This window comes from Arachidicoccus ginsenosidivorans (genome assembly GCF_007971385.1).
In the GTDB taxonomy this organism is placed as follows: Bacteria; Bacteroidota; Bacteroidia; order Chitinophagales; family Chitinophagaceae; genus Arachidicoccus; species Arachidicoccus ginsenosidivorans.
This window is the reverse complement of the sequence record NZ_CP042434.1, coordinates 2,515,664-2,534,689: the sequence shown is the minus strand read 5'-3', so window position 1 is coordinate 2,534,689 and position 19,026 is coordinate 2,515,664. Positions and strand designations below refer to the sequence as shown.

Sequence of the window (19,026 nt, the reverse complement as noted above, 5' to 3'; positions counted from 1 at the left end):
TAAGTTATATGGAATTAATTAAAAGGAGTACTAGCAAGCCGCACCAATTCATCATGGATGTTTTGCTTTGTGTTTTCTTGTCGTGTTTACAACAGATCTAATAGTGGCATAGTCCTTTGCCCCGTCTCCAGATTTAAATTGTCCTGAGACCTTTATATTGACTTTCACGTTCCTTATGGCACGTTCAGCATCATTATCCAAAAGTTTGGATAACATCACTTATCCAATCTTTATTATTATCCAAACTTTTGACACAATCAACTCATTTTCAATTAAGATCATTAAAAAAGTTTGGATAATAATTAGTGTATTTAGTCTATATTACTTGGTAAACCCAAATAAATCTACCAATTGGGATTGTACTCTAATTTTCATTTTTTGAGCATTGAGTTGGTAGATTCATCCTCCCAAATGATGACCACTCTTCTTTGTTATTTGACTCTTTCTTGCTAAATTATAGTCCTGTAAAGGATTTCAGCACTTAATAACATATCGATCCCATAGGATGATCATTGCCACTGCCACCATGCGCGCCCATTGTATTTCATGGCTTTCATGATCACTATAATTTATATACGTACTAATTGGATCTAATAATTCATACGTATTTCGCTCCAATTTCTAATTATTATTATCAATTTTTTTTGATACAATGCTGGTTACTAATCTGTTAAGCGAAAGGTTTGGGTAAGCGGCGTTGTTCTCAGGAGGAATATTTTTATCAGGATACTTTAGAAATAAAATATTTTGTCCTTGTGTTTATTAAGTCTTTTCCACATGGCAGCTATTTTGCCTGGCGCATTTCCCATTTGTTGATTAAGAATTATAGCGTCTCCAACCTGAGCTATGACCATAATGGCAATATACTGACAATGAATCAGTATGGTCTAAAATCAGGAAACACTTCAGCCTTGATTTATCAACTATACCTAGCAAGGGGTAAATTTGTGAGTTGGTAAATAAAAGAAAGAGTTGCAAATTTGTAATGACTAAAAAACAAAAAAATGCAAACTATTTCCAACAAGATCAGCGAAGCTGATATTGAAAAGCTAAGGTACGAACGATATTCATATCCAAGCACAATGGTTCAAAAAAGATTGGAAGTTGTGCTTCTTAAATTGACTACGGATTTAACCAATGAGGAAATTGGCAGTATTGCCGGGCTTCATTATAATTCTGTTTCCCGCTGGTTTAGAACTTACCAAGAATCTGGATTTGAGGGGTTATTGGCCAATAATTATGGCACTAACAAGAGTGAACTTGAAGCACATAAAGATATTATTCTTAAAGAGTTAGAAGCCACACCGCCATTAACGTCATCTGAAGCAGGAGTTCGAATCTTTGAAATGACGGGTTTAAAGCGTAGTGATCAACAGGTACGCACTTTTTTGAAGCGCCATGGGCTTAAATTTAGAAAATGTGGCCGCCACGACGAGGCAATGTTTCCATTTTAAAGGCACAAATGCAATAACAGTAGCTGATTATACTACTGGTTCCAATGAGTATTTGCTATCAGATGCCAATAAAAAGATTTCCGGAATTTTCACTGAATTTTTAAAATTGACCAAACATATTACAGCAACAGGCAAACGTTACTTTCTGGCGGTATTTCCATTATTACTTATCGTTTAAAATGAATGCGTGCTATATCGGTTTAGAAGATGTCTTTGAAGATCGCAAAAGAAATTAGTGAGATTCCATCTAGGCAGGAAATCAAGGCAATTTAACTTCAAAAAGTTCATTACAGATGTCGTATCTATTTCTAAGGAGACTAGATACCTTAAGTATTGCCAATAAAAAAGCCATCTGCTACTTCCTAACAGATGGCTATTAATTTTATTCCTAATAACCTACGTAAATTGTGGTTTAGCCAACTTTTCCTATAATTATTTCATTCCTAATCTACTCGGCTTTCTCTGTGGTATCAGCAGCAGGTGTAGCAGCTGCCGGGGCAGGAACTTCCATTTTATGCTCTTCCGGGGTTTCATGACCTTCATGACCTTCATGACCTTCTTCAGCTGGAAACTCCATTGGCAGTTGTGCACGCTCAACATGGTAGGGATCCATTCTGGCTCTTAGATTCTTATAAGACTGACCATCACCCAGAAAAGCAGAAATAAACCAGATAAATAATAGGGCAGGAATGGCGATTACCATAATCATATTACGGACTTCATGACGCAGGTGCATAAAGTAGCCGATAATATAAAAAGCCTTCCAAAGCATCAGTGCCATCACCACGCCTTTCACCAGATGTCTTTTCAAACTTTCCTCAGGCCAAGGCATCATTAAAAATCCAAGCAGTAACTCAACCACCGTCAAAATAGACAGGTATAAAGTAATCCTCCAGATTTCTCTTTTCACTTTTTTGGAATCAAACGCATGTGCATGTGTGTGTCCGCCGCTCTCTAATTGTTCTAAATTTGACATGTATAATGAATTTGTAGCAAATTAATAGGTTGAATTAAACCAGATAAAAACAGGTAAATACGAATACCCAAACCAGATCCACAAAGTGCCAGTATAATCCAGCCTTCTCAATCATCAAATAATGCCCACGCTGCTCAAACTTATCACATAAAGTCATAATCAACATGATCACATTGATACACACACCGGAGAATACGTGGAATCCGTGGAAACCTGTAATCGTAAAGAAGAAGTTGGTAAAGTTTTGTGTAGACTGTGTACCATTAGAATTTGCAAAAGGATTTGCACCCCACCAGGCACCTTCATGGTATAAGTGGGTCCATTCCCAGGCCTGACAACTCAAGAAAATCAAACCACCGATAATAGTTAAAATCAGATATCTGACCACATCCTTTTTATTCATTTCCTTACCGGCCTGTACAGCCAGTACCATGGTAACGGAGCTGATGATCAGGATAAAGGTCATCAAACTTACAAAAGCCAAAGGCGCACTACTACTGATACCTGGAAACTTGCTAAAAGCAACGTTTGGATCAGGCCAGCCAATGGTGGCAAACCTGGTCGTTCCATAAGCTATCAGTAATCCACCAAAGGTAAAGGAGTCACTCAGCAAAAAGAACCACATCATCAATTTGCCATATTCTACTTTAAAGGGACTGCTACCACCGCTCCATTTGCTCGGTTTCTCAGTATGTATTGCTGCTGTATGTGCCATAGTAAAGAATAAAAATGAATTATCTTATTTTTTAATACTTCTTAATTTTCTTTCATTTAATCTGTCTGTTCTACATAAAACTAAAGAACAAAAACAGATAAATCCATAATATATCTACAAAATGCCAATAGATCGCAACGATCTCAATAGGCGTTTTATCATAACGTTTTACTTTAGTGCCATAGGCCCTAAAAAAGATGATCATTAAAGCAATAATACCACCCAGTACATGCAATGCATGTAATCCTACAATAATCCCCAAGAAGGACGCGGATGCATTACTGCCAATACCAAAGATCTGAATGCCCCTTTCATGAAGCTGCGTAAATCCGTACAATTGCAAAGCCGCAAAAAGTAATCCCAAGATCATTGTGACGGTAATTAGATTCTTATATTTCTTACGCTCATGTGCTTTAAAATTTTTTAAAGCCAGATGCATCGTCAAAGAACTCACCAAAATAACCACAGTAGACACCCAAAAAATTGATGGCAGACCAAATTCCATCCAATTACTAAAAGTCCGCTTTACAACATAGGCACTAGTGAGTCCCGCAAACATCATGACAATACTTGCCATGCCAACCCATAATAAAAACTTATGGGGATGCAACTTGCCTTTATTTTCTAAAACACTCACGGTTGTCATTTAAAATGTTTTGCTTACCGCCGACAGTAATGCTAAGAGTACCACCGGCAAATAAATATAACTACTGAACATCACCCTTCTGGCAGACTTCACATCCATATTTACATACAGTCTGATGCATTGTACCACCATAAACAAATTGCAGATAAGCACAATAGCAAAACTGATCTTGCCAGCCAGCGTGCCTGCATCATTCAAAGGATGTCCACCACCCAGCGGTACAAATGCCAGCATACCGACAGGCACCATCAAAGCCGCGTAAACGACCGCTTTCATGGCAGTGCTTTTCGTTGGCCCTTTATCAGAAGGTAGTAATTTAAATCCAGCCTTGGTATAATCCCCATGTGCCACCCAGGCAATTGCCCAGAAATGCGGAAACTGCCAAAGAAATTGAATTAAAAACAATACAAGACCGCCGTACCAACTATTATCTCCACCCGCTACAAATCCCGCCACCCAGCCAATCAAACATGGAAAAGCACCCGGAAACGCCCCTACCAATACCGCAATAGAACTTTTTTTCTTCAGCGGTGTGTAGATATAGGCATAAAGAAACATACTGAAGGCAGAGATAATGGCCGACTGCGCATTAAAGCAGTACCACATCATCACAACCCCTAATATCCCGGAAACATAGGCAAAAATCAGCGCATTTTGTTGACTGATCCTACCTGCAGCCACCGGTCGTCCTGCAGTACGTTTCATCAAAGCATCCGTATCCTTTTCAACGGCCTGATTGATGGCATTGGCGGCACCCGTTACGAGTAACCCCGCTACAAAGAGCTCTATAATCTTTGCCACATTGGATACCAACGTATTGGGTGACAAAAGATAACTAATTACACAGGAAAAGACCACCGTAAAACTCAACGTAAATTTTGTAAGCGTCATATAGTCTTTAATCAAGACATTTAGCTTACTCGGAGTCGTATTCGTATTGGCATTAACACTTTCCTGTTTCAAAAATCTTATTTTTTGCATGGAGACTGCTTAAGGCAGTCTCCATGATATTATTCAATTTCAAGGGCTTACATTTTGTAAACTAAGCCTTAACACCTCGTTTCTGCTCTTCTTCTACCTTAATACCTGTAAATGCGGCCGAAGTATAGGCTGGATTGTCTTCTTCTCCTACAGGCACTGTCTGAGGGATAAAGTCATGACCGTCTTTACTATAGTCATAAGGCCAACGGTGTACTTCAGGGATTTCACCAGGCCAGTTGCCGTGTCCCACTTTGATAGGCGTTGTCCATTCCAGCGCATTTGATTTCCACGGATTTTTTACTGTCATTTTTCTTCCTTTGAAAATAGAATGGAAGAAGTTGAACAGGAATAAGAACTGAGCCGCAAAGGTGATAATCACACAGATACTGATAAATTTATTCAATTCACCAAATTGTTTGAAACTTTCCCAGGTGCTATAATCATAATACCTTCTTGGCATACCAGCCAACCCTTCATAGTGCATTGGCCAGAAAATCAGGTAAGCACCTACCAGGGTGATCCAAAAGTGAATATAACCTAAAGTATTATTCATGTGACGGCCATACATCTTAGGGAACCAATGGTAAACCCCACAGAACATACCAAAGAAGGCAGCCACACCCATTACCAGGTGGAAGTGCGCAATAATGAAATACGTATCATGGATATGGATATCAATGGCAGAGTTACCCATATAAATACCTGTCAAACCACCAGAAATAAAGACACTCACAAAGCCGATCGCAAAGAGCATTCCCGGCGTAAATCGCAGATTACCCTTCCACAGTGTGGTCAGCCAGTTAAATACCTTAATGGCCGACGGCACTGCAATAAGCAAGGTTAAGAGTACAAATATCGATCCTAGGAACGGATTCATCCCCGTTACAAACATGTGGTGTGCCCATACCAAAAAGGCCAGCACAACAATGGCGAACATAGACATCACCATGGCTGAATACCCAAAAATCGGTTTACGTCCATTGGTAGACATGACCTCAGATGCAATCCCCATTGCGGGCAGGATGACAATATAAACCTCTGGGTGACCCAGGAACCAGAATAAGTGTTGATAGAGAATTGCATTACCACCTTCATGTGGTAAAGCACCAACACCATTAATATAAATATCTGACAAGAAGAAACTTGTACCAAAATGACGATCAAAAATCAACAGGATAAATCCAGAAAACAACACTGGGAAAGAAAGTACACCCAGAATAGCCTGCAGGAATACCCCCCAGGTACTCAGTGGCATACGCATCATGCTCATGCCCTTGGTACGCATATTTAGTACGGTAGAGATATAGTTCAGACCCGCCAGTAACTGTGATACAACAAACAGAATCAGCGACGCCAACCATAAGTCCATACCCGTTTTAGAACCGGGAGAAGCATCTCCCAGGGCACTTAAAGGAGGATAGGCAGTCCAGCCACCAGCAAATGGACCGGTCTGAACAAAGAAAGAGCTCAACATAATCACACTGGCTGTAAAGAAGAACCAGTAGCTCAACATATTCATTAGCGGAGATGCCATATCACGTGCACCAATCTGCAAAGGAATCAAAAAGTTCGCAAAAGTACCAGAAAGGCCCCCTGTCAATACAAAGAAGATCATTACGGTACCGTGAATGGTCGTCAGTGAATAGAACGCTTCTGGTGTAATATGACCATTTTTCGCCCAATGCCCGATCACCGTAGAAAGCCAAGGAAAAGAGGTATCCGGGAACCCCAGTTGCAGCCTGAATAAAACAGACATAAAACCTCCAATACAAGCCCAAATGATACCAGTAATCAAAAACTGTTTACCGATTGTCTTATGGTCCTGGCTGAAGATATATTTTGTAATAAAAGATTGCTTATGGTGATGCGCCTCTCCATGGTCACCTGCCACATGAAGTGCGGCAGCTCCCGTCTGTATTACAGCTTCGTTGTTCATGATTGTATCTTTAAAAAATTCAATTACTTTATCAGTACGTAATAGTAATATCTATCTATCTATCTATCTATCTATCTATCTATATATATATATATATATAGATAGATATATAATTATCCTTAATCTCTCTAATTATCTGAGCGCCAGGGCTGCGGTATCTCTAGTCGTTCGCACTGCTGCTGTAGCAGCAGCAGGAGCGGCCGTTGAATCCGTCGCGGCAGGTTGCTGATTTGCTGGATCTTTGTCTGGGAAAGCAGCAAAATATGCTGGTTTCTGTTTAGCCATAATCACATCATATTCCTGCTGGGTAACCACCTCTATCACCGCCCGCATGGAGTAGTGACCATTGCCGCAGAGCTGATCACAGGCCAGCTCATAGGTATAATTCGGGTTACCGGTTATTTTTTTCATTTCCTCGGTTGTATACTTAGGCGTAAACCAAAGTCTGGTAGGTGTACCTGGCACCGCGTCCATTTTTAACCTGAACTGCGGCAACCCTACGTCATGAATAACATCCTGAGAGTTGATCAGTAATTCTACCGGTTTGTTTTTCACAAGATACAAAGTACCCGTGATAATATCATCAAAACAAGCAGGATCCGCCTTTTGTTTTAACGCACCATTATCTTTCCAGATCAATCCTAATGTATTGGAGTTGGCCGGGTCGATATCCCTAAAGTATTTTTTCCCAAACACACCATCCGCTCCCGGATATCTAAAGTTCCATTGAAACTGGTGTCCGGTAACTTCTACCTGCATCGCATTTTTAGGCGCATCTCCCGTAAAGAGGAACCAGCTGCGTAGACCATAAACGATCAAAATAAGTAATACGATGGTAGGGACCGATGTCCAGATGATTTCCATGGTATTATTATGAGGAAAGTAATAGGCTTTCTTGTTTTCCTTATATTGATACCGGAAGGCAAACCAGAAAAGTAAAATCTGGGTCGCGAAGAACACAATACCCGTCAAGATTAAAGTAATCCAAAACAGGTGATCCACCTGTTCTCCTTCGATACTGGCCGATCCTTCAACCAAAGTAGTTCTGGGGTAGAGTAATTTGTTACACCAATAAACGCCGATCAGCCCCAGAATCAAAAATACGATCATGAGCGCACCATTGACCTTATTGCTCTGTTTAAAGGATTGCTCTTCGCCTTTCAGCACGGATACATACTCACTTGCTTTAGCAATCTGGAAGATCACTATCACAATCAAGAGGAAGGCGGCGATGGTAAAAAACATTGACATAATGTATATTGCTTAAAATATTTTTCTAAATCAGATTTTGACGTGCGTACTTTTTAGTATTTAGGTATGGTGTATGATACTTTCCTTCAGGAACGGATGATACTTTGGTACCAAAGGCCGTTTTGTCAGCGCCTTACCCACAGTATAAATCAATATACCTACAAAAAGTGCTGCGATTCCAAAATCCAACCAACCCAGCGTGATATGCTTAGCTGAGATACTACCCATAATGATCTGGTAGAAATCCAGCCAGTGACCAAAGAGTAACAACACAGCCATAAAGGTCATCATGGTATAGTTACGCTTTGCAGGTCTGGACATCAGAATCAAAATCGGACATACAAAGTTAATAACTAAATTCAGGAAAAAGACCCCTTTGTATTCCCCTTGTACACGATGTTTAAAATAAATGGTTTCTTCCGGTATGTTTGCATACCAGATTAACAGGTATTGTGCAAACCAAATATATGTCCAGAAGATGGAGAACGCAAACAGGAATTTACCCAGATCATGCAGGTGTTCCTGATTGGTCAACTCTAAATATCCTTTGTTTTTAAGATATATAACAAATAACGTAATCAGTGCCAAACCACCTACAAAGCTACTGGCAAATATATACCAGCTATACATGGTAGAGTACCAGTGTGGATCCAGACTCATCAGCCACATCCAAGGAGTAACACAACCGGCAGTAACAGCGAACCAGGCTAGGAATAAACCAGCATTCACCGTTTTGCGCCAGATAAATTTCTGTCCTTCCTGTGCACCTAAATATTTTGTATCCGCTTCTGAGGTGATTTTACGCATTCTGGCACCCAGTAAAGCCCAAAGACCAATAGAGGCCACTGTCCAGAGGATAAAAAACGGAGCATTCAAAAAGCCATGCTTATGTGTTAAAATTGCATCATGTTTAACCAATTCAGCATCTGTCCAGTGGTAGATATGTGAATGAGAAACAACCAGACTAATCATTAAAATACCGGCAATCAACCCAAAAATGGGCATTGCCGCAGAAATGGCTTCAGAGACCCTGCTAAAGGCAATCTGCCAGGCAGACATACCCAAGGTCAGGGCACAGATAAAGAACATTGCGATATTGGTAATCAAAAGGAAAAATACCGCATTGTACATAATAGTACCCCAGAAGTTGGCGCTCACCTGCGGATCACTGCTCATTCCCATGGTAAAAAAACCAATCAGAAAGGCAAGAATCCCCACGCCTATCAGTCCAAAGGACCAGGTTTTCATCTTGGCTGGAATTACAAATTGTGTTTTTATTGATGCCATCTTATATCGTATATAATGTTTAACTATAATTTTTAAAGCTGCGCTTTATTTTATTTAACCCTTATAAACTATTTTTTGTTTTTATTTAGCAGCAGCTAATGCCGTTGTGTCTGCTATATCTGCCGGATCAACCGGAATCCCCTCTGCCTCATGTTGTCTGGCCTTGATATAATGAACAAGCTGCCAACGTTGCTTACGGCTCAGCTGAGAAGCGTAGCTTCCCATCATACCTTTACCATACTCAATAGAATAGAACATCTGCCCTTCTGGCATTTTAAGGACAATTGGATCACCTAACAGATTTTTTGGTGCTGCCGAGAAAGGACCGTTACCGTCATTATAAAGCGGACCATTACCATCCATTTTAGCGCCATGGCAAATACCACAATTGATCAGATACAACCGGTGAATTTCAGTGGTTTCATCTGCTGTCAAAGGACCTTCCGGATTAGCAAGTGCTCTGGAGGCCACATAATTGGTCGTATCGCCAGTAGCATCTTTCGCCAGCGGGAAAGGCAAATCCTCTCCAACTGATATAGTACCTGCAACAGGCTGATTGTTGTAAAATATTTTGCGGCCAGCTTCTGCCTCATTTTCAGTGAACTGAGTGGAGTCTCTCTGGGCATATGTCTCATATGCTCTGCTGTAGAACATATCCGGCATATAAACACGTCCCGGATCACGTCTTACACCACTACCACAACTTACCAGGGCGGCCCCGCTAATGAAAATAAGTGCTATGACAGATAATTTTTTCATCCTCATATTTGATTTCTGTATAAAAAGCCGAATCATAACGGCTAGAATTTAAAATTAATTTGCGATGCGATAACTCCACACACAGCTTATAATACTTCCACTGCATTTTCGTTGATGATCTGCTGCTCTTTATCAAAGCGGCCCCACCACCAGCCGGCTTCAGCCTCCTGGATTTCAACACCAACGGTGCCTTTATCATCAAAGAATCTTTCCAGTTCCGCTACATCGGTCTGCGGCGTACATTCAACGGCCAGTACAAAAATGTCATCAGTCTGCCTTGGATGGAATATATGCTTTTTAACAAATGGAGCCAATTGACATAACCAGCAAAAAGTATATACCATACCAACCGCTGCAAACAGTACCGTCAACTCGAATGTAATCGGAATGAAGGCTGGTAAGGCAAAATGGGGTTTACCATCATAAATCTGAGGCCAGTCAGATACGAAAATCCAGGACATACAACCCAGTGCCGTACAAGTACCCAGGATACCATAGATAAAACCTGCTGTATGTAAACTGGTTTCTCTTAGCCCCATTACCTGATCCAGACCATGCATCGGGAAAGGTGTATACACGTCATGAATTTTGTATCCGGCCTTGCGGGTTTTCTCCACCGCAGGGAACAGATTTGCTTCTTCATCAAAACTCGCTACAACAAATTTCTTTTTTGCCATTGTATTTTCAATTAAGCGCTTAGTACATTAAACCCTCACGCTATGAATGAAATCTTTTTATATTATACTATATATACTACTCGTTACTTTGTCTCCCCAATTAGTGCGCATATTCATGTGCAAATACCTCAGGTTCTTTTGCTTCCACCGGTGCAACAGCCCATTTGTGGTTGTCCCCGGAAGTTTTCGCAATACTCTTGATTTCCGCAATGGCGATAACCGGGAAATACTTGGAGAACAGGAAGAAACAAGTAAAGAATAAACCAAATGTACCAATATAGAAGCCCATTTCCCAAATGGTCGGGTGATAGTACACCGTCCAGGCAGATGGAACATAGTCTCTGTAAATTGAGGTAACGATGATCACAAAACGTTCAAACCACATACCGATATTCACAATGATACTCATAAAGAAAGTAACAAACAGGTTACGTCTCATTTTACGGAACCAGAAGATTTGCGGGCTTAATACGTTAAAGGCAATCATCCCCCAGTAACTCCAGCCCAGTGGACTGAAAAGATCGGCTCTGCTATAGAAGAATGCATAAGCTTCATAGCGGTTGCCACTATACCAGGCAATAAAGAGTTCAGAAAGATAAGCCACCCCTACGATAGATCCCGTCAACACAATTACCTTATTCATGGCCTCAATGTGCCCGATAGTAATATACTGTTGTAAATTCATCATCTTACGCACGATGAGCAGCAGTGAGTTTACCATCGCAAACCCAGAGAACACCGCACCAGCAACAAAGTAAGGCGGGAAGATCGTTGTATGCCATCCCGGGATAACAGAGGTCGCAAAGTCAAAGGATACGATTGTGTGTACAGAAAGTACCAGTGGTGTCGCCAGACCGGCTAAAACCAAAGACAAGGCTTCATGTCTTTGCCAGTGTTTGGTGGAACCTGTCCATCCAAAAGAAGCGATACCGTATAATAATTTTCTAAGTTTGGTCTTCGCACGGTCACGAACCGTAGCAAAATCAGGCAAAAGCCCTGTATACCAGAATAATACAGAAACTGTAAAATAAGTAGAGATCGCAAATACGTCCCAAAGCAGTGGAGAGTCAAAGTTAGGCCATAAAGGACCACGTGTATTTGGATAAGGCATTACAAAAAACCCATCCCATACGCGTCCCATGTGGAAAATCGGGAACTGACCAGCACACATTACCGCAAAGATCGTCATCGCTTCTGCCGCACGGTTAACCCCAGTACGCCATCCCTGACGGAACAGCAACAGGATCGCAGAGATCAATGTACCGGCGTGACCGATACCAACCCACCACACGAAGTTAGTGATATCCCAGCCCCAACCCACGGTCTTATTCAGATTCCACTGACCAATACCATATACCACTTCGGTATAGACACTGATCACGCCAAAAAGCAAAAGACAGAGGGCGATGAAAAACCCGATGTACCATAGTTTACCCGGCTTTACTTCAATGGGTGCAACAAGATCTTCCGTAATCTGATGGTACGATTTGCTGCCCTTCACCAAGGGTTCTCTGAGTTCTGATTCGTATTTAAATAATGACATTCGGTTTCGTTTATAACCAATAAATAATTATTATTAAATGCTAATTAAGCTGTTGGAGTTTCTGGCTCCTTCACATCTGTATTACGCACTTTTGCAAAATAGTTGACATTTGGCATGGTGTGTAATTGTTCCAGAGAATGGAATAATCTAAGTGGATTTTCTCTTCTAACTTTAGAAATTGCACTGTTTTTGTCATTGGCATTACCAAAGACGATACAATCGCTGGCACATGCCTGCTGACAGGCGGTTTTAACATCCCACTCATTATTCTCACCGGATTTAAGCGGTCTGCTTTCTTTTTTAGCTTTCAGCTTACCATCCTGCAAACGCTGCACACAGAAAGAACATTTTTCCATTACACCACGGGAACGAACAGTCACATCCGGATTCAACACCATTCTGGAAAGATCTTCATTTCTATCATGAACGGTTGCATCCAATTTACCCACAGTCGTCTGATCCTGGTTATTAGGGAAAGAATCTGCTCCGGTATAGTCAGCCCAGTTAAAGCGACGTACTTTATATGGACAGTTATTGGCGCAATAACGTGTACCGATACAACGGTTATAGGCCATCTGGTTCAGTCCTTCTGTACTGTGGTTGGTGGCATTCACCGGACACACGTTTTCACAAGGTGCATTATCACAATGTTGACAGAGCATTGGCTGGAATACAACGTTTGGATTGTCAACATCACCTGTATAATAACGGTCAATACGTAACCAGTGCATATCATGGAATCTGGCGACTTCATCCTTACCTACGATAGGAACATTGTTTTCAATGTTACAGGCAACGACACATGCACCACAACCATTACAGGCATTCATATCCACGCTCATTCCCCAGTGAATCCCTGGTTTGTCATAATATGGATAAATCGTACCCTGCTTTTCAAAATTCTCAATACCGCCATAAGGTTTAAGTTCCTCTTCGCGGTCTCTTAATATTTCTTTTGGATCTTCCTGGAATTCAGGGAGATTGAGTACTTTCAACACTTCAGTACGTTTGCCGCCGATTACGGAATCATAACGGTCATGTACCTGAATCTGTGCAACTTTAGATTTTTTCCCTGTTTTCTCGATCTTAATATCGTATTGCTCAAATACAGTTGCACCATTTAATAACTGAGCCAGTGGATAGGCATTTTTGCCATATCCGTCAGCTGCTTTACCGATCTTACCGGTACGGCCGTAACCGACTGCAATACCTACGGTATTAGGGTGCGTGCCTGGGATAACCAAAATTGGTAATTCAATGCTCACATTGCCAGCCGTTACTTTAACAACGGGTTTTTCCGGATGTACTTCGTATTCATCCGCACGTCCTTCTCTGTAGATATCAATATCCAACAGTTCCAAAGCCATTGCCGGAGACATCATCACATAGTTGTCCCAGGTTGCTCTGGAGATCGGATCCGGCATTTCCTGTAAAAATGGATTGCTGGCTCCCTGACCTTCCCCAATAGCTATTTTCTGATAAAGAACTAGTTCATATTTACCAGCTTTCTTTTTACTGCTTACAGCAGTCAGTGCCGGCGCAACAGCTGCGCTGTTAAAGGCGGCGGCCGCTGGGGCTGCAGCTGGTGGGTTAATTACCCCGCTTTGAATGGTTTTGAGCCACATCGTTTCGCCACCACCCAGTTTTGTCATCCAGTAGGTCTTCAAAAAAGTTTCATAATCTGAAGGTTCTCCAGCCCATTTCAACAGGCTATCCTGCCATTGACGGGTTTTAAACAGTGGATTGATGGTTGGCTGAATAAAGCTATAATGCCCTGTTCTTGGTTCGGCATCACCCCAGCTTTCCAGGAAGTGGTTGCTAGGCACCACATATTTACAAAGCTGCGTCGTCTCGTCTGCTTTCTCATTTAATGAGATCGTTGTGCGGACTTTTTTAAGTGCACTGACAAAATCATCGCTTTTCTGCCAGCTATAGGCAGGATTGGCATTGTAAACGACTAATGTAGCAACGCTGCCGGCTTTCATATCACTTAACAGCTGTGTGAATTCGCTGTCAGTGCCCTGGCGGGTATTATTAAGTATGCTCCAGTCAATGGTGGTTCCGTTTGAACCTAAAGCTTCATTAATGGCATTCACAACAATCTGGACATTTTTATCCTGACTGCCGCTAACCACCAGTGAAGCTCCTTTATTATCCAGCAAGTCTTTGGCGACTTTCTGGATACCGGCTTTCAATTTTGCATCCTGAATGCCACTTACGCTACCGCCATTTACGGCGCTGAGTAAAGCAGCTGCCACCAGACCTAATTCGGAAGGACGGGTCTGGAAACGCTCATCCGCACTTGCACCAGTCGGGCTCAAAATACCTTCAAACTGGTAGTGTTTGCTCATTTTAATGTCTTTCTCATTGATCTTACGACCAGCAGCATACTGCTTAGAGAATTGAACAGGCGCCACCCAGCTACCTAAGAAGTCAGCTGCCAGACCAACAATGATCTTCGCTTTATCGAAATGATAAGAAGGGATGGCTTTTTTACCGTAGCTAGAGCTAGCCTCGTTGGCTTCCAGCATGCCACTATAAGAAACACTGTTATAAGTGACATGGCGGCTGCCAGGATATTTAGCGATAAATTTATTAATTACTTCCAGCGTGGTAGGAGAAGTAACCGGTGTCGTGAGAATCACGCCGGGGCCACTGATTGCCTGGCTGATGGATTTATCGATGGCATCAAAAGTTACTTCTTTCCCATCAATAGTGGGGAAACGCAGCCTGGCCGTATTGTATAATTCAATAACGGAAGCCTGCAGGCGAGCGGAAGTACCACCATTAGTTACGGCACTAAGCTCATTGCCTTCCAGCTTGATAGGGCGTCCATCTCTTACTTTAGCCAGTACACTGATCGCATCACCATCTTCTACATAAGTAGTTGCGTAGTAATTGGCGACACCTGGTACGATATCCTCTGGTTTATTGGCAAATGGAATAACCTTACGAACGGGCGTCTCACAACTGGCAGCCAGCGCCGCAGCAGCTGTTGAAAAACCTAAATATTTTAAAAAATCTCTTCTGGGCGTTGGCGCGCTTAAAAACCCGCCGTCTACTTCTTCAAAAGGAAGTAAGTCTTCGGGGAATTCGTTTTTGTTTGCGTCCTGAAATGCTTTTGAATTTCCACGCTCACCAAAACTTTGCCAATGTTTTTTGTTCGCCATTTATCGAAATTTGAAAAATTTAAAAAGTATATGATTGAATTTGATAATCGATGGTTCAGATTAATAGTGACATTTCTGACACTCAGTACCACCAATCATTTCCACTGTGATTCCTTTTGCAGAATCAATGGTTCCGTTCTTCAATCCTTCGTGATATTTTTGATATATGCTATAAAATCCGTTGTCTTTAAACTGTACATCCGTTGTACGGTGACAGTTAATACACCATCCCATACTTAATGGAGCAAATTGTTTCACTTCATCCATTTTGGTGATATCACCATGACAAGTCTGACACTGTACTTTACCTACCATTACGTGTTGGGAGTGATTGAAGTAGACGTGATCAGGCAATTCATGGATGCGTACCCATTCAATGGGTTTTGCTTTGGAAGCGTCCCAAGGCTGTCCTTGTACATAACCAGCGTATTTATATAATTTCTGGATTTCTGCAGAACCGTCAACCTCTTTGCCTTCAGCTGTAAAGAGTTTTGGTCCAGTGTACTCTGTAATGGCCATATGACAGTTCATACAAACATTTACAGAAGGAATCGTGGCATGTCTGCTATATTGTGCATTGGTGTGACAATACAGACAGTTGATCTGATTTATACCGGCATGCACTCTATGAGAGTAGAAAATCGGCTGTTTGGGTTCGTAATTCTGCGTCCGCCCCAGCCCGATAGCGCCACTTGCCAACCAATAACCAATATAAATAAAGATTAATATGGCAATAACTGCTATAAATTTCTTGTTTCTGTAAAAAGGAATGGGTCCGATTACCGGATGACCTTCTTTCTTATTGGAAAGTCTTTTAAGGCTGCTGTTTACCTGAAGCAGGATAAAAGCAACAATAGCCAATACACAGGTTAATACGACATATAACAAAGTATTATCGGAACGCTGACCAGCACCTTGTGCGGCTGTAGCTGCAGGAGCAGCTGCCGGCTTCTTGGCTTCTTCTACCTTGATGTAATCCAAAATGGCATCTACATCTTTATCAGATAAAATACCCTCAAAATGCGTCATCGGGGTCTTGTTCCATTTAGCAAACAGATCATCTGCATACTTGTCCCCGGATGCGAGGACTTTGGAACTGTTGTGTACCCAGGCAATTATATGCGCCCGGTCTGGCCAACGGTCTTCAACACCCGCCAGTGCAGGACCCGTCATATCTTTATGGACGTTGTGACAAGAAGCACAATTTGCTGTAAATAAAGCCTTGCCATCCTGCGCTTTTACCTGATGCGCGAACGACAACAAAATGATTAAACTAACAATTAAACCAACCTTCTCGGTTACTTTTCTTAAGTGGATCATATTCACAATTCAGTTGTTGGAATGTGGAGAAATATCCCTGACAGCCGCAAAAATATGACACGAAATTGACAAAAGAACATCCAACCATTATTTTTTTAAATAACTCTGAGGGAAAATATCGCTATAACCTAATAGGCATAGGGCTTATAGAAGTAATTAAGTCTTCAATAATTTTTTAGTTTCTTTGAAGGTAGCTATTAAATTTAAACAAATAACTGGCTGATTTCAACTAATTGACAGACCTTTGTCATATGCATAAAAAAACGAACATGGCGATTTTCGCCTCTGGGGCAGGCTCTAATGCAGAGAAGATCATGGAGCACTTTAAAAATCACCCAATTGTCGCTGTTAAACTGGTGCTTTCCAGCAAAAAAAATGCAGGCGTACTACAAAAGGCTGAAAAATTTGGTGTTGACACTATCATATTGGATAAAAACAACTTCTTTGATACTAATATATATGTAAAGGAACTGCAAGCAAAGGATATCGATATCATTATACTAGCGGGTTTCTTATGGAAAGTGCCGTCCAACCTGGTTGCTGCGTTCCAAAACCGAATTATCAATATTCACCCTGCACTTCTACCTAAATATGGCGGTAAAGGCATGTATGGCCATTTTGTGCATGAAGCAGTTATCCAGGCAAAAGAAAAAGAGTCTGGGATCACCATTCACCTGGTTGATGAAGCCTATGATCATGGGAAACATTTATTTCAGGCCAAATGTGCCGTCGCTCCCACCGATACCCCCGACGACCTCGCTGGCAAAATACACATTTTAGAGCACCAGTATTTTCCAACGGTCATAGACAATTATATTGAAGAACATCCTGCACTTTTTTCCAATATCTGAATTGGTTCAAACAAACCCATGGATAAAATAGCCAAAGGGTCAAGGGATCAAGGGTTAGTATAGAGAAAATCGGCTGAAGCCACTATCTAAACTATTAATAAACAGGAGTTTAAGAAAACAAAATGGCCTTCTATCTTGGAATAGAAGGCCAAAGAAACCAAATCATCTCATCATTAAACAAAAAGACTATGTCGTTTATCTAAGAGCAAGGTAGAGATAGTTTTAATACTAACAAATATTTGTTTTATAATTTTTATTTTATTTAACATATAATAACACATACAAATATAATGGCACTCTTGTTACACATCGATTCTGCAGTTGGTGAAGCCTGCATAAGCCTGGCTGATGCAGATCAAATCCTGGCAGAATTAACCCATAAGGAGCAAAAATCCCACGCATCTTTCCTTCAACCTGCGATAAACAACATATTAGAAAAAGCTGGCAAGCATCTATCTGAAATCGATGGTATTTCTGTGAGCGCAGGGCCAGGTTCATATACAGGGCTAAGAGTCGGACTGGCATCTGCCAAAGGCATCTGTTTCACCTTAAACAAACCGCTGATTTTATTAAATACACTAGAGATCATGGCGGAAAAGATCATACTGGCGCAGAAAAATCCACAGGATATGCTGTATGCCCCTATGATAGATGCCCGGCGAATGGAAGTTTTTACAGCGCTTTATGACCACCAGTTAGGACAGCTATTGGCGCCCGGCGCTTATTTATTGGATGGCAAGGAATTTGTACTGCCTTTTCAACATCGAGACAAGCAAATCTGCTTTTTTGGTTCGGGCATGGATAAATGGCAGGAAATCTGTCCTCGCGGCAATTATTCCTTTTTATCATTGCCAGGAGGAAGTGCCGCGCAAAACGCATTAGCACAGCAGTATTACGCAGAAAAACGTTTTGCAGATGTGGCATATAGTGAGCCTTTATATTTTAAATCATTCTATACAACCGCCAAAATTCAAGAGGGACTTTAAATATGTTAAAAATATGTCATTTTAATATATATATTCAAGCAAAACAGTAAATATTGTATAACTTTATACATTAATTTATAACCGATTATTAAAAATATCTATTTATAATATGAGCAACGCAGCGCAAACCATCATTATCAAGGATACAAAAAGTCAAGAAGAAATCACGATAGATTTCCTGAGAATGAAAAAGGCCGCGTTAATCCTACGCGCAATTAATCACAAGCTCCGCCTGCAGATTATTAAACTCATTCAGGAAAATGAAAAGATCACTGTAACAGAGATCTACGTAAAACTGAGGTTAGAACAATCTGTCGTTTCTCAACATTTAGCAATCCTTAGAAGAGCCGCTTTGGTAGTCACCCAAAGAGATGGCAAATTCATCTATTATACGATCAATTACAATAGAATGGCAGAATTGGTCACTTTTGTAGACGAATTGCTAAAATAACTTGTTACCAATAGAATTTCTAT

16 protein-coding genes are annotated in these 19,026 nt (G+C 41.1%); 4 read left to right on the top strand and 12 right to left on the bottom strand.

Translation table 11 applies throughout. The features are described from left to right. The first annotated feature begins 1,004 nt into the window (after positions 1 to 1,004). Positions 1,005 to 1,454: a helix-turn-helix domain-containing protein gene (locus tag FSB73_RS10130; protein ID WP_146781521.1), complete on the top strand. Its 450-nt coding sequence runs from the start codon at positions 1,005 to 1,007 to the stop codon at positions 1,452 to 1,454. 448 nt (positions 1,455 to 1,902) lie between these two features. Here FSB73_RS10130 and FSB73_RS10120 read toward each other — a convergent pair whose 3' ends face one another. From FSB73_RS10120 to FSB73_RS10065, 12 genes are all read right to left on the bottom strand, one after another. Continuing rightward, positions 1,903 to 2,430, bottom strand: a complete 528-nt coding sequence (locus tag FSB73_RS10120; RefSeq protein ID WP_146781517.1) for a cytochrome C oxidase subunit IV family protein — start codon at positions 2,428 to 2,430, stop codon at positions 1,903 to 1,905. 34 nt (positions 2,431 to 2,464) lie between these two features. After that, a complete protein-coding gene (locus tag FSB73_RS10115; protein WP_146781516.1) occupies positions 2,465 to 3,145 on the bottom strand; it encodes a cytochrome c oxidase subunit 3 in 681 nt (226 codons plus the stop codon). A gap of 70 nt (positions 3,146 to 3,215) precedes the next feature. Continuing rightward, on the bottom strand, positions 3,216 to 3,791 hold the full coding sequence (locus tag FSB73_RS10110) for a cytochrome c oxidase subunit 3 (RefSeq protein ID WP_146781514.1): 576 nt from the start codon (positions 3,789 to 3,791) through the stop codon (positions 3,216 to 3,218). Next, the gene (gene cyoE, locus FSB73_RS10105) at positions 3,792 to 4,754 is read right to left on the bottom strand and encodes a heme o synthase (RefSeq protein WP_225974682.1); all 963 of its coding nucleotides are present in this window, start codon (positions 4,752 to 4,754) and stop codon (positions 3,792 to 3,794) included. 79 nt (positions 4,755 to 4,833) lie between these two features. Further along, complete coding sequence (locus tag FSB73_RS10100; RefSeq protein WP_146781510.1) at positions 4,834 to 6,708, bottom strand: cytochrome c oxidase subunit I; 1,875 nt, start codon at positions 6,706 to 6,708, stop codon at positions 4,834 to 4,836. Positions 6,709 to 6,840: 132 nt separating this feature from the next. Then, positions 6,841 to 7,959: a cytochrome c oxidase subunit II gene (locus tag FSB73_RS10095; protein ID WP_146781508.1), complete on the bottom strand. Its 1,119-nt coding sequence runs from the start codon at positions 7,957 to 7,959 to the stop codon at positions 6,841 to 6,843. A gap of 60 nt (positions 7,960 to 8,019) precedes the next feature. Beyond that, positions 8,020 to 9,246 (bottom strand): quinol:cytochrome C oxidoreductase, encoded by a 1,227-nt coding sequence (locus FSB73_RS10090; RefSeq protein ID WP_146781506.1) that lies wholly within the window; start codon positions 9,244 to 9,246, stop codon positions 8,020 to 8,022. Positions 9,247 to 9,327: 81 nt separating this feature from the next. Continuing rightward, positions 9,328 to 10,005, bottom strand: coding sequence for a c-type cytochrome (locus FSB73_RS10085; protein WP_146781504.1), 678 nt, complete (start codon positions 10,003 to 10,005; stop codon positions 9,328 to 9,330). An 86-nt stretch (positions 10,006 to 10,091) separates the two neighbouring features. Continuing rightward, the gene (locus FSB73_RS10080) at positions 10,092 to 10,682 is read right to left on the bottom strand and encodes a DUF3341 domain-containing protein (protein WP_146781502.1); all 591 of its coding nucleotides are present in this window, start codon (positions 10,680 to 10,682) and stop codon (positions 10,092 to 10,094) included. Positions 10,683 to 10,782: 100 nt separating this feature from the next. Beyond that, positions 10,783 to 12,225 carry an NrfD/PsrC family molybdoenzyme membrane anchor subunit gene (gene nrfD / locus FSB73_RS10075; protein ID WP_146781500.1) on the bottom strand — a complete coding sequence of 481 codons (1,443 nt, stop codon included), beginning with the start codon at positions 12,223 to 12,225 and terminating at the stop codon, positions 10,783 to 10,785. A 44-nt stretch (positions 12,226 to 12,269) separates the two neighbouring features. Further along, on the bottom strand, positions 12,270 to 15,395 hold the full coding sequence (locus FSB73_RS10070; protein WP_146781497.1) for a TAT-variant-translocated molybdopterin oxidoreductase: 3,126 nt from the start codon (positions 15,393 to 15,395) through the stop codon (positions 12,270 to 12,272). 60 nt (positions 15,396 to 15,455) lie between these two features. Next, on the bottom strand, positions 15,456 to 16,715 hold the full coding sequence (locus tag FSB73_RS10065; protein WP_146781495.1) for a c-type cytochrome: 1,260 nt from the start codon (positions 16,713 to 16,715) through the stop codon (positions 15,456 to 15,458). A 269-nt stretch (positions 16,716 to 16,984) separates the two neighbouring features. Here FSB73_RS10065 and purN point away from each other — a divergent pair, with 269 nt between their 5' ends. The 3 genes from purN to FSB73_RS10050 all read left to right on the top strand — a co-directional run bounded on the left by purN (position 16,985) and on the right by FSB73_RS10050 (position 19,003). Further along, positions 16,985 to 17,566 carry a phosphoribosylglycinamide formyltransferase gene (gene purN / locus FSB73_RS10060; RefSeq protein WP_262712564.1) on the top strand — a complete coding sequence of 194 codons (582 nt, stop codon included), beginning with the start codon at positions 16,985 to 16,987 and terminating at the stop codon, positions 17,564 to 17,566. Positions 17,567 to 17,856: 290 nt separating this feature from the next. Further along, positions 17,857 to 18,552 (top strand): tRNA (adenosine(37)-N6)-threonylcarbamoyltransferase complex dimerization subunit type 1 TsaB, encoded by a 696-nt coding sequence (tsaB, locus tag FSB73_RS10055; protein WP_146781491.1) that lies wholly within the window; start codon positions 17,857 to 17,859, stop codon positions 18,550 to 18,552. 109 nt (positions 18,553 to 18,661) lie between these two features. Next, positions 18,662 to 19,003: an ArsR/SmtB family transcription factor gene (locus FSB73_RS10050; RefSeq protein WP_146781488.1), complete on the top strand. Its 342-nt coding sequence runs from the start codon at positions 18,662 to 18,664 to the stop codon at positions 19,001 to 19,003. The last annotated feature ends 23 nt before the right edge of the window (positions 19,004 to 19,026 follow it).

What these genes read in the sequence shown, in the direction of transcription:
- FSB73_RS10130 (WP_146781521.1), top strand. Translation starts at nt 1,005, where the DNA reads ATGCAAACTATTTCCAACAAGATCAGCGAAGCTGATATTGAAAAGCTA.
- FSB73_RS10070 (WP_146781497.1), bottom strand. Translation starts at nt 15,395, where the DNA reads ATGGCGAACAAAAAACATTGGCAAAGTTTTGGTGAGCGTGGAAATTCA.
- FSB73_RS10085 (WP_146781504.1), bottom strand. Translation starts at nt 10,005, where the DNA reads ATGAAAAAATTATCTGTCATAGCACTTATTTTCATTAGCGGGGCCGCC.
- FSB73_RS10080 (WP_146781502.1), bottom strand. Translation starts at nt 10,682, where the DNA reads ATGGCAAAAAAGAAATTTGTTGTAGCGAGTTTTGATGAAGAAGCAAAT.
- FSB73_RS10050 (WP_146781488.1), top strand. Translation starts at nt 18,662, where the DNA reads ATGAGCAACGCAGCGCAAACCATCATTATCAAGGATACAAAAAGTCAA.
- FSB73_RS10100 (WP_146781510.1), bottom strand. Translation starts at nt 6,708, where the DNA reads ATGAACAACGAAGCTGTAATACAGACGGGAGCTGCCGCACTTCATGTG.
- purN (WP_262712564.1), top strand. Translation starts at nt 16,985, where the DNA reads ATGGCGATTTTCGCCTCTGGGGCAGGCTCTAATGCAGAGAAGATCATG.
- tsaB (WP_146781491.1), top strand. Translation starts at nt 17,857, where the DNA reads ATGGCACTCTTGTTACACATCGATTCTGCAGTTGGTGAAGCCTGCATA.
- nrfD (WP_146781500.1), bottom strand. Translation starts at nt 12,225, where the DNA reads ATGTCATTATTTAAATACGAATCAGAACTCAGAGAACCCTTGGTGAAG.
- FSB73_RS10110 (WP_146781514.1), bottom strand. Translation starts at nt 3,791, where the DNA reads ATGACAACCGTGAGTGTTTTAGAAAATAAAGGCAAGTTGCATCCCCAT.
- FSB73_RS10095 (WP_146781508.1), bottom strand. Translation starts at nt 7,959, where the DNA reads ATGTCAATGTTTTTTACCATCGCCGCCTTCCTCTTGATTGTGATAGTG.
- FSB73_RS10120 (WP_146781517.1), bottom strand. Translation starts at nt 2,430, where the DNA reads ATGTCAAATTTAGAACAATTAGAGAGCGGCGGACACACACATGCACAT.
- FSB73_RS10115 (WP_146781516.1), bottom strand. Translation starts at nt 3,145, where the DNA reads ATGGCACATACAGCAGCAATACATACTGAGAAACCGAGCAAATGGAGC.
- FSB73_RS10090 (WP_146781506.1), bottom strand. Translation starts at nt 9,246, where the DNA reads ATGGCATCAATAAAAACACAATTTGTAATTCCAGCCAAGATGAAAACC.
- FSB73_RS10065 (WP_146781495.1), bottom strand. Translation starts at nt 16,715, where the DNA reads ATGATCCACTTAAGAAAAGTAACCGAGAAGGTTGGTTTAATTGTTAGT.